This window comes from Athalassotoga sp. (genome assembly GCF_049965695.1).
Classification (GTDB): domain Bacteria; phylum Thermotogota; class Thermotogae; order Mesoaciditogales; family Mesoaciditogaceae; genus Athalassotoga.
Window position 1 is genome coordinate 1 of record NZ_JBMFWB010000014.1, and the last position, 22897, is coordinate 22897.

The window sequence follows — 22897 nt, forward strand, 5'->3', positions numbered from 1 at the left end:
GGAGTGTTATTCTCATTTCAGGAGGTCCAGGTATAGGAAAGTCTACACTTGCGATTGAATACGCAAGTGCGTTAACCACTTACGGGAACGTTTATTATGTAAGCGGAGAGGAATCTGTTCCACAGACTTTGTTAAGGGTAAAACGTCTCGGTGTTGAAAACAATCGTCTTTTCCTTTCTTCCGAGGTAAATGTGGACGATGTGCTTTCATCCGTTTCTTCAAAAGGAAAACCTGTGGCTATCGTCTTTGATTCGATTCAAACACTTTACACATCCGGCATGAGTGCGCTCGCCGGCAGTGTTCCTCAAATGAGAGAATGCACGATGAAACTCATAGATTACGCAAAAGCCAACGATGTCGCGATATTCATGATAGGGCACGTCACAAAAGAAGGAAATATCGCAGGGCCAATGGTGCTCGAGCACATGGTCGATGGCGTGCTTTATCTTGAAGGTGAGCCAAGATCTGGAAGAAGGATTCTGAGATCTGTTAAAAACAGATTCGGCCCGACAGATGAAATAGCGGTTTATGATATGGAAACGAATGGAATGATTGAAATTCCGGATCCTTCAAAAATTTTTGCGGATGTTGATTCTGAAGATCCCGGCAGTGCGCTTTCTGTCATAGTAGAAGGATCAAGGCCTTTGATGGTGAACGTTCAGGTGCTTGCAACTCCGAGTTACAGAAATGGATCTATAAGAATAACAAGAGGATTTGAAAACACGAAACTCATGATCATGGCTGCCATAGTTTCAAGTCATCTTGGAATTTCACTTGAAAATAAAGACATATACCTTAACATTCTCGGAGGATTACGCACAAATGATACCGGAATCGATCTTGCAGTCGCGGTTGCGATATTTTCGGCCGTCAGGAAGTTGAGATTTCCACCAAAAATTGCGTTCATAGGAGAAATAGGCCTTGACGGAAAAGTTAGAAATGTGCCTCAAATGCAAATGAGAATATCGGAGGCAAAAAGGATGGGTATAGCACGTGTTATCGTTTCGAACGGTTACAGGTCTGACGAAACAGAAGGGGTTAAAACCTTGAAAGAAGCCATTTTAAAATCATTCGGAGGAAGAAATGTCGCTTGATGATAAAAGTGTAAAAGATATACTTTCGATGGTAGCACCCGGAACACCTTTGAGAGATGCGATAGACAACATAATGAGGGCAGACAAAGGGGCACTTATTTTTCTTGTACAGGATCCAAAAGAATACTTAAAAAATGGCGTTATCCAGGGTGGCTTCGATCTTAATTGTCCTTTTACTCCGAATAAAGTTTATGAACTTGCAAAAATGGATGGAGCGATAGTGCTTTCGGAAGATCTCAAGAAAATATGGTATGCCAACGTTCAATTATCCACAGATAGGAGCATTCCAACGAACGAAACGGGCACAAGACACAGAACCGCTGAAAGGCTTGCACTTCAGACGGGAAAACTCGTGATTGCCGTTTCTCAAAGAAGGAAGGTGATAACACTTTACCAAAAAGATTGGAAATACATGGTAAAAGATGTCTCCGTTATCGTACTTCAGATGAATCAGGGAATAAGGCTCATGGAGAGATACAGAACGAATTTCGACAATTCTATCATATCTTTGAGCACTAAAGAGATGGAAAACAGGGTTACGCTTTTTGATGTTTTCGAAATTATCAATCGTGGTTTGAAGATAATAAGTTTGTACAGAGATCTTTCATTTTACCTTTTCGAACTTGGAAATGAAGGAGTTCTCACCAAATTGCATATGGATGAACTTAACGATGGCGTTGATGAAAACATCGAATTGTTGATTATGGATTATGCAAGTGAAAGAGTCATAGGAAAATCGCATGATCCAGATCGACTCATGAAAGTGCTTTTCTCGAATCAAAAAGAAGAGATTCTTGATCTTTTCTCTTTCGTTCGTCATATGGGGTATGATATAGAGGAACATCAGATCTTCGAAATGACTTTGCAACCGAGAGGATACAGACTTTTAAGAAGTATCCCGAGAATACCCATGAATATAGCCCACGATCTTGTCAAAAAATTTGAGAACATATCAGGGCTTTTAAAAGCTTCTTTCGATGATCTTATGAGTGTCGATGGCGTTGCCGAGAAACGCGCAACTGTTATAATGAGTGGCATTTCGTCTTTGAAAAACAGGATTAATTATGGTAATTAATTCATAAGGGGGTACAAATTATGATCGAATGGTTGCTGTTGATCCTTCCGTTATTTTTAGGACTTTATTTTGGTTACGCATGGTTTCCGAACTATGCGCTCTTCGATACAAGATGGTGGTATCCTTATTTTGTGATTTTGATAGGTGGAATAGCCGGGCTTTTGACTGGAATCGTACTTTATTTTCTCGCCAAACGTTTGAAAGAAAACAGGATAAATGCGTTTAATTTTCTTATTGCCCTTGCCGCTTTCGTAGTGTTTATGGTGGTAGGAAATTACCTTATGACCGATTTCACAAATTATAATTTTTTATCTGTCACAATAGGAAAATCCATAATCGTGATCCTTTCCTTTATGGGTGCATGGATCATTTCACAAAGGTCAGTTCTGTCGATGTTTAAAGTTGGAGAAATATCCGGGAATTACGGAAGCTTCATCTTCGACACCTCCGTTCTTCTTGATGACAAACTTTTGGATCTCTTCGACATAGGACTTTTTAACGGTAAAATAGTTATACCCCAATTTGTTTTAATTGAGATGCAAAAATTGGCAGACAGTTCAGATGACGAAAAAAAGGATAAGGGCAGAAAAGGCTTTGAAATAATTGAAAAAATGCAAGGCTTGGACGATCTAAAAGTTACGATAGACGATTCAATAGCCTACAGAACGGGAAAGGTTGATGAAGATCTCGTCAACCTCGCGAGAAAATACAATGGAAGGTTAGTAACGCTTGATTACAACCTTACCCGTGTAGCCCAACTTCAAGGGGTAAAAGTTTTAAATCTTAACCATCTTGCGGAAATACTCAAACCAACACTTTTGCCCGGCCAGAGAATAAAATTGCAGATAATCAGACATGGTAAAAACAAAGAGCAAGGAATAGGGTTCACAGAAGACGGAACGATGATAGTCGTCGAAGATGGCGGGAAGAATGTGGGAGAGCAACAAGAAGTGGTTATAACGAATATCCTTAGAACTAACGCAGGTAAATTGCTTTTTGCGCGCATAAATCCTAAGTCATGAAATCTGCCATAATAGTCTGCGCCGGGAATTCAAGTAGATTTTCAGGAGGTAGAGAGAACAAAACTCTCTACCTTTTTGAAGGTAAACCTATTTTTCTTTATTCGGTAAATGTCTTTGAAAGGCTTAACTTTGATCTCATCGTGATAGTCATAAAGGCAGAGGAAAAAAAATCCTTCGATAAATACCTAAATCCTAAAATGAAAATCGCTTACGGTGGCCCAAGAAGACAGGACTCGGTTTTAAATGCGCTTGATCTTGTGCCGGCCGATAGCGAGGTGCTCGTTCATGATGGAGCAAGGCCTTTTTTGACCGATAAAATCGTAAAAGACGTCTTATCGGAGATAAGATCCAAAAGATGTGTTGTACCCGCTATCAAAAGTGAGGACACGATAAGAATAGAAAATGCCGGTAAATACACTCTTTTCGACAGAAACAAAGTCTTTAGAATGCAAACACCTCAAGGCTGTATTGCAGGAGAACTTGCCGGCCTTTACAAAAAATTTTCCCATATCGATCTTTTAGATGATGCGTCTGCCTTTGAACTTGAAGGATTTGAGGTTAAACTTGTGGATGGAGACAAAAAAAATATAAAAATCACGACAAAAGAAGATCTAAAAATTCTTCAGGCACTGCTATAATATACTAAACCCGTTTCAAAAGCCGAATGCTTATTTACCGAAACGAAGGGTACCTGCCCTCCGCCAGATATGTGCTGCTTGATGAAGTATTTCTTATACCCCCATATCAAATTCGTATTTGATTTTCTAAAATCTTGCGATTATAATCGTTTTATGTGCGAAAGGAGGATTTTATGGAAGTGTTATTTCACGTTGACGAATCGGTCATGTGGGATCTCACGATCAAAAATTTGAATAATTTCATCAAAGACATCGATGAAGAATCTTCAATAAAAGTTGTGGCAAACGGAGAGGCCGTTAACGGCTACATCGATGAGAAATTATTGGATCAGATGAAGATACTTTCAAAACATGTAACTTTCATCTCATGTCTTAATTCGATGAAAAAAGAGCATGTAGAACCATCCGCGCTTCCAGATTTTGTCAAAATCGTTCCGTCGGGCGTTGTTGAGATTGCGAAACTCGAAGAAAAAGGGTTCCATTACATAAAACCTTAAGGAGGTTTGTATGGGTATTCTTGATATCGCGTATGGATCTGTAATCGGACTTTCTTTGGGACTGACAGGTGCGGGCGGATCGATAATAACAATTCCTATTTTGATATACCTGTTGGGCATGAATGCCCACATCGCAACCGGCACAAGTCTTGTCATCGTCGGTGTGGGAGCGCTTGCTGGAGCCATACAATATGCATTTGGCAAGACGAAATATCTTCACTGGAGAATAGGTTTTCTTTTTGCCGTGGCAGGGATAGTCGGAGCCTTTTTGGGATCTTATTTCAACGCTTTGTTGCCTTCGTACTTGATACTTTATCTCTTTGCAACTTTGATGGTCGTGATAGGCATCATGATGTTAAGAGAAAAAAATTACGCGAAGGATACCGGTGTTCCGAGTTTGAAAAATGTCAGAGGACTGTCGGAATGGTCAAAATTCGTCGGGGCGGGATTATTCATCGGATTTATGACGGGTTTTTTCGGAGTTGGCGGCGGATTTTTGATAGTACCCGTTTTAGTTTTGATACTCTATTTTCCGATGAAACACGCGATAGCGACGAGTTTGATGGTAATAGCGCTGAATTGTTTGTGGGGAATATTATCAAGGCTTGGCGGTGTCGGAACGATAGCATGGGGAACAGCGCTCTGGCTTGTCATCGGTGCGATAGTCGGTATCGTGATAGGCGTTCTGATCGCCAAAAAGATAAAGACTGGATCCCTTACGAAGATATTCGCTTACTTTGTAATAGCACTGGCAATTTACATGTTTGTAAGAACGATGGGCATTATTTGAGATAAGGAGGAATTATCATGAAAACGGTTGATGTCGTGACAATAGGTGCGGGTGGTGGAGCATATCCGGCGGGATTCAGACTTGCAAGATCGGGCATGGATGTTGTCATGATCGATGACAAGGGCGTCATGAGCGGAAATTGCCTTGCCGAAGGGTGCGTTCCGTCGAAAGCCATCAGAGAATCTGTAAATCTTTACAAGACATCCAAAAAATTCGACTTCTGGGGTTTGGACGGACAGGTTTCTTTTGAATACAAAAAAATAGTCGCCCACAAAGATAACGTTCAGAAATTCAGGTATGCCCAGCATGCCGAAGAGTTAAAAGAAGCGCTTCCACACCTTCAACTTGTGAAAGGTCATGCAAGATTTTTGGACGATCACACACTTGAGGTGAAATCGGATAAAGGAGATGAAGTCTACCGTGCAAGGCGCGCGATAATCGTCGCAAGCGGATCGGAAACTTCGATGCTTCCGATAAACGGGACGGATTTATGCATAACGTCTCACGATATCTTTTCAATGAATCCGAAATTGCAAACACTCCCCAAAACGATGACGGTAATAGGCGGAGGATACATAGCGCTTGAGACAGCGACCTTTTTCAACGAACTCGGAACGAAGGTTAAACTCTTCAAAAGGTCTGACAGAATACTTTCGGATGAGGTCGATTTCGGATTTTCACAAACCTTAAGGCAATTTTTGGATCCGAACATAGAAATCGTAACAGGTGCACGTGTTATGGAAATCGAGAGGGTTCAAGATGGATACAGAATGAGATATGTAAAAGATGACAAGACGGAAAGCGTAACTTCTGATATCGTCATGATGGCCGTCGGAAGAAGGTCTGTGATTCCCGAAGGTGCGGAAAAAATAGGGATAAAAACAGAACATGGAAGGATAATTGTAAACAACGCAATGCAGACGAATATTCCCCACATCTATGCCCCGGGTGATGTCAACGGACTTTCAATGCTTTTTCATTCGGCCGTAAGACAATCCCTTGTGGCGGCAAACAACATAATGGCAGGAAATACTCCCATCGATTACATGAATTTCAAAACAGTTCCGACGACCGTTTTTACCTTTCCGGAGGGCGCTTACGTGGGGATCTTGCCGGAAGAGGCGAAGTCAAAGGGAATTGAACTTGCGGAAACATCATCGCCGTTCAAAATCGATGCCCGCGCGCAGATCTTCGGAGAGATGGACGGAGAGATAAGAGAATTTTTCGATGCCGAGACGATGAAGATAGTCGGAGCATGGGTCATAGGTCTTGATGCCGGGCTCTTGATAGGAGAACTTGCAAGACTTGTCGAAGGAGGATTTACTGTAAAAGAGGTCGCGGAATTCGCCGATCAACATCCCACGACTGCCGAAGGTATAGTAAAGGCTGCAAGAAAATTGATCTGAATTTTTGAGTACCTCTTCAGTTGAAGGTGAAAGAGGAAAAAGTAGGTATGATGCCGTGGATGATAGCGCTTATATTACTTTTTTCATCTCTGCTGCTATTCATCGGCGGAATATTTTATCATCATGCAAATGTATGAGTTGGGCTATTTCCGGGTATAATTCTTGGCATGATGCTTGAAATGTGGAATTTTGCCGATCCGGATGTCATAATAAAGGCCGTTGCATGGAGAGACAGATTACTCTTGATATGCTTTGGACTGGTCGTTGGAATAGGCATCTTTTTACTCTATTTCGTAAACATGTTTGGCATTCATCTCAACTGGGGGTTCAAAGATCTCTATTTCTGGGGAATAATAATCGGAGCGATATTTTTCGGATTGGGAACGGCCATCGCGGGATATTTCCCCGGAACTATCTGGATATCTCTCGGTCAGGGCAGGCGCGAAGGATGGTGGGCATTGGGCGGAGGCTTGCTTGGAGCTCTTCTGTGGTCGTTGATATATGGACCTTTAAGCGGTGCACTCGTCAAAGCCGCAAATTATGGCCCAGTTTCACTTGCGCTTGCACTCGCAAACGGTAATGCCGGTGGGGCATGGTTTGTTGGCATTCTTTTTGCTGCCGCGTTCATAGGGATGTGGTTTTTCATTCCAAGATTTCCTCAAGGTACAAAAGGGTGTGGCTGGCATTTTCTCGGGAAAACAGATCCAAATGAACAATTGCATTCACCATGGACGACTGAATATGAACAAAGATATCCAAAGATGAGAAAGTGGGTTATGCCCGTTGCGGAAGCATCGACAGTTGAGGCATCGAGAATAGTCTTCATACTTGCGCTTGCATTTGCGATAACAACATCGGCCGTTATAATGTTAAGACAGATCTTTGGAGAATCAACAACTTTTTCATGGCTCGGAGGTCTTTTCATATACGCATTCTGGCCCAAAGCTATTCCAAATCTTCCTTATCTGGCGGATCTTTTACCTATTCATAACGGGAGTTTGGATGTACTCGGTAAAATAGGGTGGGAACCCATATCGGACATCGGGACTTTCTTGGGAGGTTTGATCTCTTCCGTTTTGCTCACGAGAAGATGGATGGGATACAAAAAAGATATTCCGCCTGTCTGGAAGAAAAGATTCGGCTCAAGCCAATCCAAGAGAAATTGGGCTGTCTTCTGGGGTGCATTCATGGTGCTCTTCGGTGCGAGAATGGCAGGAGGGTGTGCAAGCGGACATATACTTTCAGGATCATCTCAACTGGCCGCAAGCGGTTTACTTTTTGGTGCTATCGTGTTATTAACGGCATACATCACGGCGCACTTACTTTATGGAAAAGCACTTGATTAATCGGAGGCGATAAAAACGAACAGCGTGGAATTCATACCCGGTGCAACCATCACGATAGACGATGATAGGTGCATAGGATGCAGAAAATGTGTTGAAGTCTGTCCTCAAGACGTTTACGAACTGGTAAGAAGGCCGGGAGAAACCGACCCAAACAAGGAATTCAAATCTGTGGCCGTCGCACCTGAAAAGTGCATACTTTGTCTTTCGTGCCTTGAAATATGCGCAAAAGACGCCATATACATCGACGGACAGCAATAGGAGTGATTGAAATGGCAGGACCGCTTTTAAAAGAACAACTCATCAAACCAAAGTATGACTGGAAGAAATTGACAGATCAGATCGTCGAAAAACTCGAACTCAAATACGAGCCCGTCGGAGTTTATCTCATACCGGCCGAACATGCTGAAAGGTACGAAAAGTTCTTTGAAAATTTTCCAAAACCTAACGGACGTCTCACTTATTGTCAGGCAGTCGATACTGTAAGAGGAGCCGCGAATTATTCCAAACTTGCCGAAAGACCGGATGTGCTTGTCCTCAAAGCAAAAGACTTCTTATGCTCTGCCGGAGCGGCCAATTTGGGATTTTACGATCTGCCCGAGCCGATAAAAAACGGTGAAAGAGACTTTTTGCTCAGAAGATTTCCATCCATAGAGACCTCAAGGGTAACGCGCGAGATGATACCGCACTTTGAGGCCGGATCGACTGCGGATGTTGTCGTTTTTAAACTGTCCGTATCACCTGTCGATCCGCACGTTGTGCTTGTCTTTGGAAATCCGGCGCAAATGCTTTCGCTCGAAGGACCTTACGTCATGAAAACGGGAGGCAGATTGGAAGTTGATGTACTCGGAACGTGCGGAGTATGCGCTGAAATGACCGTCTCGCCACTTTTAAACAGAAAAATGAATCTTTCGACGCTCTGTGGAGGGGCAAGATCGCACGCGTTCAAAGATCCGACCGAAATGGGAATCGGCATACCTGGCATTGAGTTCGCAGATCTTGTCGAGAACCTACTTGCCAGACAGAACATTCCAAAAAGACAGGATTTGCCAAAGGAACTTCGGTGAAGCCGAAAGAAAACACAATCGAAAAAATAGACAGACTTTTTGAAAAGATATACGCCACCAATCTCGATGAAGAAAGTATCCGAATTCTTAAAGATCTGCAGGATCATCTTCATTCGATGAATCTTCACAAAGCAAAGGTGGCGTATTTCTCTTTGATAAAATCTAAATTGAATTACATCTTCGAAATGTTAAATTCATCAAAAATGGATGAATCAAAGAAAGAAATAAAAGAATTGAAGAAATTTTTGTGAGGCAGATCATGTCTGATTGCGAAGCAATTAATCAAATGAACGAGATGGAACTTAAGATATTGAAATATCACAAATTGATGGGAGCGGATTATTCCAAACTCATCTCTTACAGATTCGGGATAAAATTGTGCGAGGCAATGACAATTCACAAAAAGCTTTTCGATCTGGGATTTCTTGAAAAAGTCAGCGGCAGCGTAATAGATTATCACACAAACATAAAGAGGCTGAAAACGATAAAGCACAGAAACCATACTTATTACGTTTTGAGCAGAAAGGGTGAACTTTGTCTCAGAGAGTACGAAAGAGAATTCGGAGAAATACAACCGGATCTGAAGTATCCTTACAAAAGGTAAAAACTGCGATATGGAGGCAAAGTTTAGAAATTTGAAGAATTGCTTCAGTTATTGATCTTCAAATACTGTCTCAACACCACTATCGTTGACTCGAAAGCACTTTACGTCATCATTTTTAACTTAACCGGATACATTATTGAAAGGATGTGAAAAATATGGACAAATGGGTCTTACAGGTCATAAATGTTGAGAATTGGGAACATGCACTTACGATGGTCGAAAACAGCATAGGCAAAAGGGATATAAAGATCGTGGCTTTAGGTCCCGCGGTGGTGCCTTTGTTTGCACAGGGAAGTTTAAGATCTGCAATAGAGGACCTGATTGGTAAAGGATTGAAACTTGAAATTTGCTCGGTAAGCACAAAAAAGGCAGGATTAGAAAACGCGCTGCCACCAAAAGGAGCCGTCTTAAAGCCAGGATTGGTAGCGATATCCGATGATGTAAAGGACGGATATCTGTACTTTGCCATAGGTTAGAAAAATAAAAATAAGATCAGGGTATCATGCCCTGCGCTCACAGTAAATCAACATTCGACTTTTAAAGTGAGTTAAGTATATCATAGAGTAATGAATTGAAAATCGATGAGAGTGATCTATGGAAGAAGACAGCAATTTAATTAGAAAAAGGATAATCGGCCTCATAATCGGTCTCGTATCGTTGGGACTGGTTATTTTATTTGGAACATTCGGTTACATGTACATAGAAAAATGGGATTTTCTAACTTCTGTTTTTTGGTCTGTGATAACACTGTCAACAGTCGGGTATGGAATGCCGAAAAACAATGTTATGACTTCGGCCGATTATGTGTTCATAGTTTTGCTTATCGTTGTGGGAATTTCCATCTTTTTGTACACTCTCGGAAATATCGCTTCATTTCTTTTTGACGGAGAACTCCGCAGATATTCAAGAATACGAAAGAAGATGAAAAAAATGGAAAATCTGAAGGATCATTGCATAATAGCAGGTGGAAGAAGAGGAATAGGCAAGTACGTCGCCATTCAACTTGCGATAAACAAATATCCTTTTGTCTTCGTCGCGAGAGACAAAGATTACGTTGACGATGCAAGATCAAGCCTTATAAAATACATGGATGAAAAAGATTTCTACTACATCGTCGGCGACATAACTACCGATGAATCGATATTGATGAAAGCCGGAATAAAGAACGCAAAATCTATTGTCATAGCCCTAACGGATGATTCTCTGAATGTTCATGTCTCGCTCATAGCAAGGAGCATGAATAAATCGATAAACATAGTAAGCGAAGCACTCGAAGAACCCGTCATAAAAAGGCTTAATTATGCCGGTGCGAACAGCGTCATTTCTCCAGTCGAAATAGCCGCATCGAGAATGTCATCGTTGGTGCTCGATCCGTCGCTTAGATCCTTTACGGAAATAGTTCATAAAAACGAAAATGTGGAGTTGAAAAGCGCGGAAATTCCGGTGAGTTCAAACAGCAAGATGATAGGTAAAACAATTCAGGAAATCAAAATCTCCGAAAAAACAGGCCTCATTTTGATAGCCATAAGAAAAGGGGATGAAGTTATTTTCAATCCGCCTGTTCTAACCGAAATCGAATCTGGAATGACACTTATCGTCATGGGAAATGACGATTCGCAATTCGCGAATCTGAGAAAGGCTTAGCCATTTAGATCGTTAAGATGACTTTTAGCCCATTCTTTGAGAAATTCTATTATCTCGTTTTCTTGCTCTGAGAAAAATTTTCCTTTTTTTCTGGATATGTAAAACTCTCTTTTAAAATTCAAGTTTTTGATCTTCAACGATACGATCGTTTTTGCTTTTTCTTCATTTCGTGTTGCAAATTCGCTTAAAATCGAAACACCGAGATCGTTCGCGACAGCCCTTTTTATTGCCTCGTTGCTTGAAAAAGAAAGATGTATTTTAGGCGTAAAATCGTATTTTGCGAATTCTTCCTCGATCATCTTTCTTGTTCCGGACCCTATTTCTCTGAAAATAAATGGAACATCCTTCAATTCTTCAAGTGAAATCTCTCTTTTTGATGCCAATTCGTTTTTTGAAGAGCATATGAGTTTCATCTCATCCACACAGAAAGTTTCCGTGAAAAGAGAACTGTGACAAAATGGCGTTTCTATCAAACCGAAAGCAACTCTTTCGTCCAAAATTTTTTCTATCGTTTCAGAGGTGTTTTGAATTTCAACGCAGAAATTCGAATGTGCCTTTTCTTTAAAAAAGTCAGAAATGACTTCAGGCATCATGTATTCGCCTATTATCTTGCTTGCTCCTATCTTGAGTTGAAGTTCGTTGGAATCACCCATGACAAACAATGTTTCCATCGTCTCGTCGAATGTATTGATAAGAGGAATAAGGGCTTGATAAACTTTGAATCCTTTTTCCGTGAGAATGAGTCCTTCACTTTTTGAACGATCGAAGAGTTTGAAATTCAATTTTTCTTCTATATTTTTAATGTGCTGAGAAATACTGGGCTGGCTTATGAAAAGATTTTTGGATGCGCCAGTTATGCTTCCGGCGTTGACAACTTCCAGAAAAACCTTTATTTCATCAATAGTTAACGATTCATTCAAGGCTGCACCTTCCTTTTTGAATTTGAACTGATATACCAAGTCAGTTTCAAATTCCGAATCACCGCTCCGGCAGATGCCTCGCTCGATGTCTGGTCCTCGCGCTGCTGCGGAGGCCATCTCGGAGGCATCCTGCCCTTCGCTCACAGTAAATGACTATTCGACTTTTAAAATGAGTTTGGTATATGTACTTGATCACATGCATTATAACAATTATCTTTGATTTAGTACAGCCTTTTCTATCAAAGAGGTTAGCCTTCTGTTCATCTTTGAAAGATCGTTGATCGTCTCGTAAAATTCAACCTTTCTTTTGTTATCGTATATTCTGTAATTCTTTCTGTAAATGTCCGGCGTGAAGTTAACCATTATGACATTGCATCCTGCTTCAAAACCTTTATATTGAAGGTTTTTGTCGATGGTACCCAAAGCCGTCGTTGTCGGCAATTGCACAAGAGGTATACTTATGCGTGTACAAGCGTAAGCGTTTAAAGTTAAATCAGCGCTTCCGATTGGATAATGCTCGAGAGGCGTGCCTTTTGTCGGAATGAATGGTCCAATGCCTGCCATCCTAACTCCTATTTCTCTCATGAAAAGAATATCATCCGCGATATCGGATAAAGTCTGATCTGGCAATCCTATTATGTTACCGCCACCCGCTATGTATTTCAAATCGACAAGCGCTTTTAAAAGCGATATACGAGTATCGTAATCAAAACCATGGACTTTTTCAAAAATTTCTCTGTTGACGGTTTCCTGTTTTAGAAGATACTTCGATGCACCGGATGCCTTGAAAATACGTAATTCTTCGACAGTTCTTTCTCCTATCGACAAAGAAACAGGCCTTTGGGTGGTTTCTCTTATGCTTTTTATGATGTCGACGATCATTTCGGTTGTGTAGAATGGATCTTCGCCCGATTGCAGAATTATCGTATCAACTCCGCAATTTGACATTTCTATGGCAATATCCAATATCTCATCTTTTGTCATTCTGTATCTTTCTATTTTCGATGAAGATCTTATTCCACAATAAAGGCAATTGCGTTTGCAATAATTTGAAAATTCTATTATGCCTTTTACGAAGATCGTATCACCGACGTTATCATGTCTGACACAGGATGCAAGATCGAACAAAGATTTTCTTTCTTGAGAATCTTTCAGACCAAGCAAATAGACAAGTTCTGCTTTTGAAGGAGGCTTATCTTCAAGTACTTTTGACGCAACCAATTTTATGTTATCTGAAAGATCCGATTTTTTTATTTCTTCAACCTTTTTGAATGTCTCTGAACTTTGAGAGTATCTCTCCGACATCTTTCAAAATCTCCTGAGCATTGTAATTTTCTCCTTCCACAAAAACACCGTAATTATCAACTTTACCTATCAAAGAAGCGGGGAGAAACTTCTCATTTCCCCCGCCAATCACGTAAGACCATCTTCTGCCAAGTTTTTCGGCTACCCATAATTTTACATCGTAGGTATTCGCCACTTTTTCAAATTCAGAAGTAAAGATCTCTTTCTCCATTTTTGATCCTTTCATGATAATTTTCAAGTGTCGATACGGTTTTTTCGGAATAAATCTTTGGCATCCTTGATTTTACCTCTGCCATCTCCTTTTTTATCAATTCTTCACCAATTTTTTTGGTTTCATCGGAGGCAAAGTCATCAAGCCATTCTCTGAACGTCAAAATCGCGTTCAACTTGCAAAATTGACCTTCTTTTTCCGTTTTCAAAAGCGTCATTATGTTTGTACCAGTTCTGCCACACCGATAACCAGCCGTGCAAAAAGATGTTATATATCCCATCTGTGCAAGTTCTCTGACGACGTCATCGAGATCTCTCGGATCTCCTATCATGAATTGTTGCTTACCGAGGTCTTGATCTTTTCTCTCACTCATTTTTTCGGCACCATATATCTCTGAATATGCGCCTATTCCTATTTTTGTCGATGCATCCGTTTGAGTTATGCCTATTGGCAAAACTTCACGCCTTACCCGTGCTGGCTCGCGCGCTGTAAGTATCATGCCCGTGTAAGGAATCGAAAGTCTCAAAACCGCAACCAATTTTTTGAAATCTTCATCTGAAACTTTGTATTTGAGCGTATCAAATGCGACGTTTTGGGCTTCTTCAAGCCTTGGGAACGAAACTGTATGCGGGCCTATACCGAATTGCTTTTCAAGTTCAATGGCATGGTATAAAAGTCCCATTACCTCAAATCTCCAGTCGTAAAGGCCAAAAAGCGCTCCTATTGCCACATCATCTATGCCCGCTTCCAGTGCCCTGTGCATCGAATACAGTCTCCACTGGTAATTTGCTTTCAAAGTGCCTTTCGGGTGAACTTCGGAATATGTTTTGTGATGGTATGTTTCCTGAAATACCTGATATGTGCCGACACCGACATCTTTTAAAATCCTCAAATCTTCAACGGACATAGGGGCGGCGTTAACGTTGACGCGCCTTATCTCACCGAGTCCCTTTCTTGCTTTTACCTTCACATCGTATATCGTTCTTATGGTGTCCGCCATGTAGTTGACATCTGAAACGGGATGCTCTCCGTAGACGACTATCAAACGTTTATGTCCTATCTTTCCGGCGAGTACTTCGGTTTCACGTCTTACATCGTCGAGTGTTAGTTTGAGCCTCTTTTCATCTTTGTTGTCACTTCTGAAGCCGCAATAAAGGCAGTTGTTAACGCAAAAATTGCTGCAGTAAAGCGGGGCGAATGTCACTATCCTGTTGTCGTAAACCTTTCTTTTTATTTTACCTGCAGCATCGAAAATTTCATCCCATAAATGAGGATCTTTTACGTTTAAAAGCGCCGCCGTTTCATCCGGAGAAAGCAGTTCGAGATTGAATGACTTTTGTATTATGGATCTTATTCTGGCAGGTTCAGGCGATTTGTTTTTTTCAATTTTTTCCCATATCTTATCGTCATCTATGAAATCTTTGCCTCCTGTCATGTAATGATCGTATTCCGCCTCTTTGATGACATTTTGAACCCATGTTGTTTCTTTCATTTAAATCACCTCTTGTTATAATTTTCACAATAAAGATAAAAAGCCAGAAAATCTCTTTAGAGATTTTCTGGCTTTAATTTCATTTTTTTGACTATCCTGAAATTTGAAACGTTAAATTGATTTCTCATCTTTAACCTCCTTGATGTCAGGCGTACCCTTCATCTCAGAATTTTTAAGTCTTACAGATTACTCGCCTTTATTCATTTCTCGCTCATTACGGATTCTTTGGCCCTTTCGAGCACAGATTTCTTTCTGTTTGTGTAATGAGTATGAAGTAAATGTTTGGAAAGATCACTCAAAGGTTTTCCGTAGAATTCAGCGTAAAGTTGTTTTATCGCAGGGTTTTCGTGAGATTTTCTTAAAGTGCTTGCCTCATCTATGGAATAAATCGCATCAGAACGTTTTTTGAGTATATTCGGATCTGTTGATTTTGGCTGTCCGCCTCCGCCTATGCACCCGCCGTAACAGGCCATTATTTCGACGAAATCGTATTTGGCATTGCCGCCTTTTATCTTCTCAAGCAGATTTATCACGTTCGCCGTTCCGTGTGCCACGGCAATTTTGACTTTTTTGCCATCAAGGTCTATTTCGGCATCTTTCACCCCTGTGAAACCTCTCACATCTTTGAATTCGACCTTCGGAAGTGTTTTGCCTGTCGCAAGTTCATAGCCGGTTCTCAAAGCGGCCTCCATGACTCCACCAGTTACACCGAAGATCGCAGCCGCACCCGTTGAAAGGCCAAGGGGCGCATCGTAGTCTTCATCCGGAAGATCAAGGAAATTGATCTTGTGATTTCTTATCATCCTTCCAAGTTCTCTTGTCGTTATTACGGCATCTATCATTTGAATATCGTCGTATATGTGTTGCGGCCTGACTATTTCGTCTTTTTTGGCGGTACATGGCATGACAGAAACAACGAAAATGTCTTTCGGGTCGACGTTTATCTTTTTGGCAAAATAGGTCTTTATAGTGGATGCGAGCATTTCCTGAGGAGATTTCGCGGTTGAAACGTTTGGAATAAACTCAGGGAAGTGCTTTTCAAGTAAATTTATCCATCCCGGACAACAGGATGTGAACATCGGAGCCGGATGTTCTCCATGGCCCATCAACTGTTCTATCAACTCGCTGCCTTCTTCCATTATCGTGAGATCGGCACCAAAATTTGTGTCAAAAACATAATCAAAGCCGAGCCTTCTCAAAGCAGCCACCATCTTACCCGTCGATACATGACCGGGTTCCATTCCAAATTCTTCTCCTATTGCCACTCTTGTGGCCGGTGCTGTTTGGACGATCAAAACTTTGGCATGTTTTCTAAGTTGGACATCGACTTTTTTGTAATCAGGTTCTTCCGTTATCGCACCAACCGGACAGACAGAACTGCATTGACCGCACCCTATGCAATCCGTGTATTTCATCTCAAGGTCAAAGGCTGGTACCGGCAAAGATTCGGATCCGCGGTTTGAAAGGGTGTATATGCTTAAACCTTGAACATCCTGACAAACTCTTACACATCTGCCACAATTTATGCATTTGTTCAAATCTCTGAATATGGCATTTGAAGTACTGTCGAATTCGACATTTCTTAGTTCTTTGGGGTAAATATCGTGGATATCGTAAAGATTTATGAGATTTTGAAATTCACATCTTCCGTTCACATCGCAGGTCATGCAATCATTTGGATGTCTCGAAAGCAAAAGAGAAAGGTTGTCTTTCAGAGCACGCTCCACTCTGTCGGTAGAAGTTTTTATTTTCATGCCATCTGAAACTTTTGTCGTGCACGCCGTCATGAGATTTCTTGAACCTTCAATTTCAACGGCACAAACCCTGCACGCGCCTACATCTTCCAACAACGGATGATGGCACAAAGTTGGTACATAAACTTCTGCCTTCTCACATGCCTGAAGGACAGTCAAATTAGAATCAACACCGTAAGATTTACCGTTTATCGTAACGGAAACTTCACTCAATTTGTTCACCCCCGAAAAAGAGTTTGATCATCATGTGAATTATAGCACATATTCAAAAAAAAGCAAATAAAAAACCTCCCGCACCGAGAGGTTTTTTTGTTTGTGATTATTTTGGCAGCCCTACGGGGAATTGAACCCCGGTCTTCTGGCTGAGAACCAGACGGACTAGCCACTATCCGATAGGGCCAAAAATATGATATCATAATTATGTGTTTCTTTCAAAGTAAAAGGTTCTTAAGAGAAGGTTAAAATCAAAATTGAGGAGGGGAGTGTTGTGAAAAGATTAGTTTTGGTTTTTGCCTTTTTGGCCACATTGGGTATCTTGATCTTTGCGGATGCTTCAGTTCAGGATATCATAATAACTCCTACCCAGCCTTCCACACTTACTATAAAAGTCTGGACAGATAGATCGGCGGGATCAACTTATTACCCGGGTGACAGTATACACGTGTACTTCAAAACTTCTCAGGATGCATACGTTACGATTTACGATTACACGACGTCCGGTCAACTGAAAGTTATTTTCCCAAATTTCTTCCAGCGTGACAATTTTGTCAGAGGTGGCGTTACTTACGTCATACCAAATCCTAATTACAATTACAATTTCACAGTTGCAGGTCCCAACGGCAGAGAGATTATAGAAGCAATCGCCTCGACAAATCCAAATGTTTTGTCAACACCGTCTAACAGTGGCAATCAATTGTTTCAGGAAATACCCGAAGGAATGGGTTATCTTCAGAAATTGAAATTGGAAATAGTCGGAAAGCCGGTGGCGGTAGATACGACGTATTTTTACGTTGGATATGTGCCTGGCGTCGGTACGGTGCATTTTGATTCACAACCGCAAGGGGCAAGTCTTTACGTGGATGGCGTGTACGAGGGTGTCACGCCTTTGGATCTTCAACTTGCCGAAGGAAGTCATTTGGGTGTCTTCTGGTATGGGCAGATGAATGTTTCTAAAGTTTTTAACGTCGCTGCAAATACTTATCAGGTCGTCTCGGCCGTGATCTCACAACCTCAGCAGCCGTATTATCCTCAAAATCAAACTTTCACGATCAATTTCAACACCACACCGTCCGGTGCGATGATCTTCGTGAACGGAAAAATGCTTGGAATTTCGTCATGTCGCATTGACTTGAGTTCCGGCATTTACCAGATCACGATAGTCAAACCTGATTACTCAACGATAGTCACAGAAATAAACGTCAATTATTCTCAAACTTTCAATTTTTCACTTAAAAGGTTGAATTTTTAAATATTTCTTGAAAATAGAGGAGGAAGCGTATGAGAGATTATAAAGAGATATCAATATGGAAAGACGTTACTCAAGATCAATGGAACGACTGGCATTGGCAACTTGCAAACCGGATTATGGATGCGGAGAAACTGTCAATGGTTATTCCTCTCGACGATGATGAGAAGAGAGCCATAACGACGAGTCTGAAACATTTGAGAATGGCCATAACTCCGTATTACGCGTCTTTGATCGACATAAACAACCCAAAAGACCCTATAAGAAAACAGGCCATTCCAACGATGAATGAACTTTACAAGGCCCCAAATGAAAGCAAAGATCCGCTTTTTGAAGATGTCGATTCTCCGGTTTACGGTCTTACGCACAGATATCCGGATCGTGTGCTTGCCCTTGTCACCGATCAATGTTCGATGTATTGCAGGCATTGCACAAGAAGAAGAAAGGCCGGAGAAACAGATATGCCTATGCCTCTTGACAAGATCGAAAAGATGGTCGAATATGTTGCGGATCATCCTCAAATAAGGGATGTATTGCTTTCAGGCGGCGATCCGTTTACGCTTTCGGATGAAAGGTTAGAACTTATAATAAAAAAATTTAAAGCCATTCCGCATGTTGAAATCATAAGAGTCGGAACAAGAACTCCCGTTGTCATGCCGCAGAGGATCACAGACGATCTTGTCGGAATGCTCAGGAAATATCATCCGATATGGATTAACGTGCATTTCAACCATCCAAACGAGATCACACCCGATTCGGAACGCGCGCTTGCCAAACTTGCCGATGCGGGAATTCCTCTCGGAAATCAGTCCGTTTTGCTTCGCGACGTCAACGATTGCCCTCAGGTTATGAAAAAACTCGTTCATTTGCTTGTCAAAAACAGGGTAAGACCCTACTACATCTATCAATGCGATCTTTCGGAAGGCCTTTCTCATTTCAGGACTACCGTTGCGCGCGGTATAGAAATAATAGAATACCTCAGAGGACACACATCCGGCTTTGCGGTTCCGACTTACGTCATAGATGCCCCGGGCGGTGGCGGCAAAATACCCGTCGAACCTCAATATCTCATATCTATGGGAGCGGGAAAGGTGGTTTTGAGAAATTACGAAGGAGGCATTTTTGTTTACGAAGAACCAGACGATTACAAACCATCTTGCAACGAAAATTACATAAGCAAAGATGAACAGAGTACAATCGGAGTTTCAGGTTTGCTTGAGGAAAGGCATAAATTTTTGATTCCGTACGGAAACGAAAGGAGAAAACGCATCAACAATTGGAAGCAATCAAAGATAGAGAAAAAATCCTGAAAGCAGTTGAAAGATACAAAAAAGTCTCCGTCGTGGGGCTTGCCAAAAACGTCGGAAAGACAACGGTAGTTAATTATTTGGCCGAAAATTTTCTGAATTCTTGTGTGATGACCATAGGCAGAGACGGTGAAGAAAAAGACGTACTTGATGGCGCCGCAAAACCTCAGGTGCGTATAAAAAGCGGCAATTTTGCGGTCATTTCGTCAAAGTATGTTCCACGTGGCGTTGAAATAGTTGAAACTTTTGATGTTCCATCCGGAAAGGTTGCCTTTGTCATGGCTAAAATTGACTCCGAGGTGCAAACGGTCAGAGTGGGTGGTTTTGAATTCACAAACAATTTGTCAAATTATCTGCTTGAATTTTGCGATAAGATAATAATAGACGGTGCATTCGGAAGAACGGGGATGGCCTCTTACGCGGAGGCTGTTATCGTTGTCACAGGTGTTGCAGGCGATCTTTCAAAAAACATTTTAAAAATAAAGAAACTCTTATCACGAAAAGCAAACAGAGAGATCCAAGAAAAAATATTTGGAAATGAAAATTTCATCGTGCTTTCAGTTAAAGGCAATATTTTGATTTTAGATCCGGACGAAGAATTTCGAAAAGCCTTGGAAATGTCGAAAGATGCCGATTTCATTTATATTCCCAGGGTGACAGATGAATCCACTTTGTCCCGCATAAAATGCAAAGTTGTGGTGCCTTCAGCCGATTTTGTACTTGCGGATAAGGGAAATTTCGAAGTTTTAAAGGAAACAAATGTCGTGGGTATAGGTGTTAACTCGTCATCGACGAAAAATGACGTAAATCCAAGAATTTTGATGGATGAACTAAAAAACATTTTCGATGATATAATTATCTTTGATGTGCTTTACGATCCATAATCAGGGAGGTTTCGAAATGGAATTCACACTTGACAGAGAAGTGCTTTCATCGCATCTTGATTCGTTATCAAGGGCAGTTGCCTCAAGACCTATAAGACCTGTGCTTAACGGAATAAATTTTGATTTCAAAGACGGATTAACGATGACCGCGACGGATATGGAGTTCACCGTGAGATCGAGGATACCCGATGTTTCCGGTGAAAAATCTTTTGTCGTGGATGCGAAAACGATAACGGAAATAGTAAAAAGTTTGCCCGATCGTGAAGTCAAATTTTCAATTGACGGTCAGAAATTAGACATTCTTTCCGGAAAAAGCAAATTTCAAATTTTTATCCAGGACAGTTCCGAGTTTCCGGAGGTAAGAATACCCACCGATGGCATACAATTCGATATGAAAAGAACGCAACTTTATTCAATGCTTGAAAGGGTTTCTTTTAGTGCCGCCAACGATGAGAATATGAAAAATCTCAACGGTGTTTATGTCGAGGTGGAAAACGGAATTTCAAGATCGGTTGCCGTTGACGGCTTTCGTATGGCACTTTCGGAAGAGAAAATTGATGGAACATTCAACATCAATTTTTTACTTTCTTTAAGGGCTATAAAAGAGTTGTTGAGGGCACTTTCGTCGACAGAGATCGAAAAGATCAACCTTAAGTTTGAAAACAAACAAATTGCTTTCGATTTTGGTAATACGGTCTTTGTTTGCAAGATAGTTGACGCTGAATTTCCAAATTACAAACGGGTTATTCCGGAAGAATTCAAAACGCGGGTCGTTGTCGACAGAAACATGCTTAGATCGGCCGTAAGACGTGTGAGTATTTTAACGAGAGCGGGATCGGAGACGATAAAGATAAGTTTAGAAGGAGAAAAGATGAAGGTTTCATCCAGAAGTGCCGATCTCGGAGAGGCCGAGGAAACGATAGACGTTCAGGTTGAAGGAGAGCCACTCGTCATAGCATTCAATCCGAATTTCATACTTGATGCTTTAAATCACATGGAAGAAGAAAAAATTCAGTTAAGTTTTGTCGATTCAAACAAACCACTTATGATTGACACGATAGATCTCAAAGGTTATTTTTTCATAATAATGCCGGTGAGATTGTAATGAGGGCCGGAATAGGATATGATACCCATAGATTTGTTGATGGAACCAAATTGATTTTAGGTGGCGTTGAGATTCCTTACAATAAAATGCTTGAAGGACATAGCGATGCGGATGTCATATCCCATGCGATAGCGGATGCCTTGCTCGGTGCAGGTGGTCTGGGAGATATAGGAATTCATTTTCCGCCGTCCGATCCTCGATACAAAGGAATATCATCTTTGATAATACTTGAAAAGGTTAGATCTATGTTGTCCAAAGAAAATCTTTCCATAGAATACATAGATGTCATGGTCATGTTGGAAGAGCCCAAAATATCGCCTTACGTCAACGAGATGCAAAAAAAAATATCTGAAACTCTGAATTTGAGTCCTTCGAGAGTGAGTATCAAGGCGACGACGAACGAAGGAATGGGTTTTATAGGGAGAAAAGAAGGGGCTTCGGCGATGGCCATCTGTTTGTTAAAAGAGGTACCATGAATTTCATAGGTAATATAACGATCGGCCAGTTCATTCCCAAACCGTCATTTCTTCACAAGACAGATCCGAGAGCCAAAATAATTTTTACCTTGTTTTTCATAATCGCGATCTTTTTATCTACCAATTTTTATCAGTACGCTTTTTTGAGCTTTTTCATCTTTTTTCTCATATTTTTAAGCAAAATATCCCCGCTCTATTATCTGAGAGGGGTTAAATCTTTGTGGATATTAATAGTTTTAACCGCTTTATTCCAGATTTTTTCAGGTTCGGGTAAAGTTTTGGTGGGATTGGGTCCTCTTAAAATCACCGATCTGGCAATTTCAAACACGATTTTCATAGTTTTAAGACTTGTTTTGATAATAATCGCCGCATCTTTGTTAACCCTTACCACATCTCCGATACAGATAGCAGATGGACTTGAAGGGCTTATGGTTTTTTTTAAACTTCCAAGAGAATGGTCTCATGACTTTTCGATGATGATGAGTATTGCCTTCAGATTTATTCCGGTGCTTTCGATGGAGGCAGATCATATAATAAGAGCGCAACTTTCCCGTGGAGCAAGGTTTGACAGAGGCGGATTAATTCAGCGTGCAAAAGGAATGGTACCGCTTATCGTACCTTTGTTTGTCGGTTCAATGAAAATGGCAGACGATCTTGCGATTGCCATGGAAGCAAGATGTTACAGAGGATTTATCGGCAGAACAAAATTCAGAGAGATGAAATTTAGATTTTCAGATTACCTGATCATTTTGTCCGGCATTTTTTTGATCTTTTTAATCTTTGTCGTAAGGATGTGAA

25 protein-coding genes and 1 tRNA gene are annotated in these 22897 nt (G+C 41.0%); 20 read left to right on the plus strand and 6 right to left on the minus strand.

What is annotated here, in order from left to right; translation table 11 throughout:
• From ACP5NR_RS05660 to ACP5NR_RS05725, 14 genes are all read left to right on the plus strand, one after another.
• Positions 1-1094 (plus strand): magnesium chelatase domain-containing protein (locus tag ACP5NR_RS05660; protein WP_428006084.1); only part of this gene is annotated, 1094 nt, incomplete at its 5' end.
• Complete coding sequence (gene disA / locus ACP5NR_RS05665) at positions 1084-2169, plus strand: DNA integrity scanning diadenylate cyclase DisA (RefSeq protein ID WP_428006085.1); 1086 nt, start codon at positions 1084-1086, stop codon at positions 2167-2169. The genes ACP5NR_RS05660 and disA, both read left to right, overlap by 11 nt.
• Positions 2170-2189: 20 nt before the next feature.
• Complete coding sequence (locus ACP5NR_RS05670) at positions 2190-3191, plus strand: PIN domain-containing protein (RefSeq protein WP_428005538.1); 1002 nt, start codon at positions 2190-2192, stop codon at positions 3189-3191.
• The gene (locus ACP5NR_RS05675) at positions 3188-3829 is read left to right on the plus strand and encodes an IspD/TarI family cytidylyltransferase (RefSeq protein WP_428005539.1); all 642 of its coding nucleotides are present in this window, start codon (positions 3188-3190) and stop codon (positions 3827-3829) included. Before ACP5NR_RS05670 ends, ACP5NR_RS05675 begins: the two co-directional genes overlap by 4 nt.
• A gap of 173 nt (positions 3830-4002) precedes the next feature.
• Positions 4003-4326, plus strand: coding sequence for a hypothetical protein (locus tag ACP5NR_RS05680; RefSeq protein ID WP_428006086.1), 324 nt, complete (start codon positions 4003-4005; stop codon positions 4324-4326).
• Between the two features lie 10 nt (positions 4327-4336).
• Positions 4337-5116: a sulfite exporter TauE/SafE family protein gene (locus ACP5NR_RS05685; RefSeq protein WP_428006087.1), complete on the plus strand. Its 780-nt coding sequence runs from the start codon at positions 4337-4339 to the stop codon at positions 5114-5116.
• A gap of 17 nt (positions 5117-5133) precedes the next feature.
• Positions 5134-6522 (plus strand): dihydrolipoyl dehydrogenase, encoded by a 1389-nt coding sequence (locus tag ACP5NR_RS05690; protein ID WP_428006088.1) that lies wholly within the window; start codon positions 5134-5136, stop codon positions 6520-6522.
• A gap of 179 nt (positions 6523-6701) precedes the next feature.
• Positions 6702-7868, plus strand: coding sequence for a YeeE/YedE family protein (locus ACP5NR_RS05695; RefSeq protein WP_428006089.1), 1167 nt, complete (start codon positions 6702-6704; stop codon positions 7866-7868).
• A 24-nt stretch (positions 7869-7892) separates the two neighbouring features.
• Positions 7893-8126 (plus strand): 4Fe-4S dicluster domain-containing protein, encoded by a 234-nt coding sequence (locus tag ACP5NR_RS05700; RefSeq protein WP_232060105.1) that lies wholly within the window; start codon positions 7893-7895, stop codon positions 8124-8126.
• 11 nt (positions 8127-8137) lie between these two features.
• On the plus strand, positions 8138-8932 hold the full coding sequence (locus ACP5NR_RS05705) for a DUF169 domain-containing protein (protein ID WP_428006090.1): 795 nt from the start codon (positions 8138-8140) through the stop codon (positions 8930-8932).
• Entirely contained in the window at positions 8929-9183 is a 255-nt protein-coding gene (locus ACP5NR_RS05710; RefSeq protein ID WP_428006091.1) for a hypothetical protein, read from the plus strand. Before ACP5NR_RS05705 ends, ACP5NR_RS05710 begins: the two co-directional genes overlap by 4 nt.
• Before the next feature lie 8 nt (positions 9184-9191).
• Positions 9192-9536, plus strand: a complete 345-nt coding sequence (locus ACP5NR_RS05715) for a DUF2250 domain-containing protein (protein ID WP_428006092.1) — start codon at positions 9192-9194, stop codon at positions 9534-9536.
• A gap of 155 nt (positions 9537-9691) precedes the next feature.
• Positions 9692-10012, plus strand: a complete 321-nt coding sequence (locus ACP5NR_RS05720) for a hypothetical protein (protein WP_428005719.1) — start codon at positions 9692-9694, stop codon at positions 10010-10012.
• Positions 10013-10130: 118 nt separating this feature from the next.
• Complete coding sequence (locus tag ACP5NR_RS05725) at positions 10131-11180, plus strand: potassium channel family protein (protein WP_428006093.1); 1050 nt, start codon at positions 10131-10133, stop codon at positions 11178-11180.
• On the opposite strand, the gene ACP5NR_RS05730 is transcribed toward ACP5NR_RS05725, so the two are convergent.
• From ACP5NR_RS05730 to ACP5NR_RS05755, 6 genes are all read right to left on the minus strand, one after another.
• Positions 11177-12217, minus strand: coding sequence for a LysR family transcriptional regulator (locus ACP5NR_RS05730; protein ID WP_428004874.1), 1041 nt, complete (start codon positions 12215-12217; stop codon positions 11177-11179). The genes ACP5NR_RS05725 and ACP5NR_RS05730 overlap by 4 nt on opposite strands.
• Before the next feature lie 93 nt (positions 12218-12310).
• The gene (hydE, locus tag ACP5NR_RS05735; protein ID WP_428004873.1) at positions 12311-13405 is read right to left on the minus strand and encodes a [FeFe] hydrogenase H-cluster radical SAM maturase HydE; all 1095 of its coding nucleotides are present in this window, start codon (positions 13403-13405) and stop codon (positions 12311-12313) included.
• Positions 13359-13616: a hypothetical protein gene (locus ACP5NR_RS05740; RefSeq protein ID WP_428004872.1), complete on the minus strand. Its 258-nt coding sequence runs from the start codon at positions 13614-13616 to the stop codon at positions 13359-13361. Before ACP5NR_RS05740 ends, hydE begins: the two co-directional genes overlap by 47 nt.
• The gene (hydG, locus tag ACP5NR_RS05745) at positions 13591-15108 is read right to left on the minus strand and encodes a [FeFe] hydrogenase H-cluster radical SAM maturase HydG (RefSeq protein WP_428004871.1); all 1518 of its coding nucleotides are present in this window, start codon (positions 15106-15108) and stop codon (positions 13591-13593) included. Before hydG ends, ACP5NR_RS05740 begins: the two co-directional genes overlap by 26 nt.
• 200 nt (positions 15109-15308) lie before the next feature.
• Positions 15309-17075, minus strand: coding sequence for an NADH-dependent [FeFe] hydrogenase, group A6 (locus ACP5NR_RS05750; RefSeq protein WP_428004870.1), 1767 nt, complete (start codon positions 17073-17075; stop codon positions 15309-15311).
• 112 nt (positions 17076-17187) lie between these two features.
• Positions 17188-17262 (minus strand) — tRNA-Glu (locus tag ACP5NR_RS05755).
• An 87-nt stretch (positions 17263-17349) separates the two neighbouring features.
• Here ACP5NR_RS05755 and ACP5NR_RS05760 point away from each other — a divergent pair.
• From ACP5NR_RS05760 to ACP5NR_RS05785, 6 genes are read left to right on the plus strand one after another with little or no spacing between them, the layout of a single operon-like run.
• Positions 17350-18330 (plus strand): DUF4384 domain-containing protein, encoded by a 981-nt coding sequence (locus tag ACP5NR_RS05760; protein ID WP_428004869.1) that lies wholly within the window; start codon positions 17350-17352, stop codon positions 18328-18330.
• A 29-nt stretch (positions 18331-18359) separates the two neighbouring features.
• Entirely contained in the window at positions 18360-19637 is a 1278-nt protein-coding gene (gene ablA, locus ACP5NR_RS05765; protein WP_428004868.1) for a lysine 2,3-aminomutase, read from the plus strand.
• Complete coding sequence (locus ACP5NR_RS05770; protein ID WP_428004867.1) at positions 19604-20518, plus strand: hypothetical protein; 915 nt, start codon at positions 19604-19606, stop codon at positions 20516-20518. The genes ablA and ACP5NR_RS05770 overlap by 34 nt, the downstream gene beginning before the upstream one ends.
• A 16-nt stretch (positions 20519-20534) precedes the next feature.
• Positions 20535-21623, plus strand: a complete 1089-nt coding sequence (gene dnaN / locus ACP5NR_RS05775; RefSeq protein WP_428004866.1) for a DNA polymerase III subunit beta — start codon at positions 20535-20537, stop codon at positions 21621-21623.
• On the plus strand, positions 21623-22099 hold the full coding sequence (gene ispF, locus ACP5NR_RS05780) for a 2-C-methyl-D-erythritol 2,4-cyclodiphosphate synthase (RefSeq protein WP_428004865.1): 477 nt from the start codon (positions 21623-21625) through the stop codon (positions 22097-22099). Before dnaN ends, ispF begins: the two co-directional genes overlap by 1 nt.
• Positions 22096-22896, plus strand: a complete 801-nt coding sequence (locus ACP5NR_RS05785; protein WP_428004864.1) for an energy-coupling factor transporter transmembrane component T family protein — start codon at positions 22096-22098, stop codon at positions 22894-22896. Before ispF ends, ACP5NR_RS05785 begins: the two co-directional genes overlap by 4 nt.
• Position 22897 lies beyond the last annotated feature (1 nt).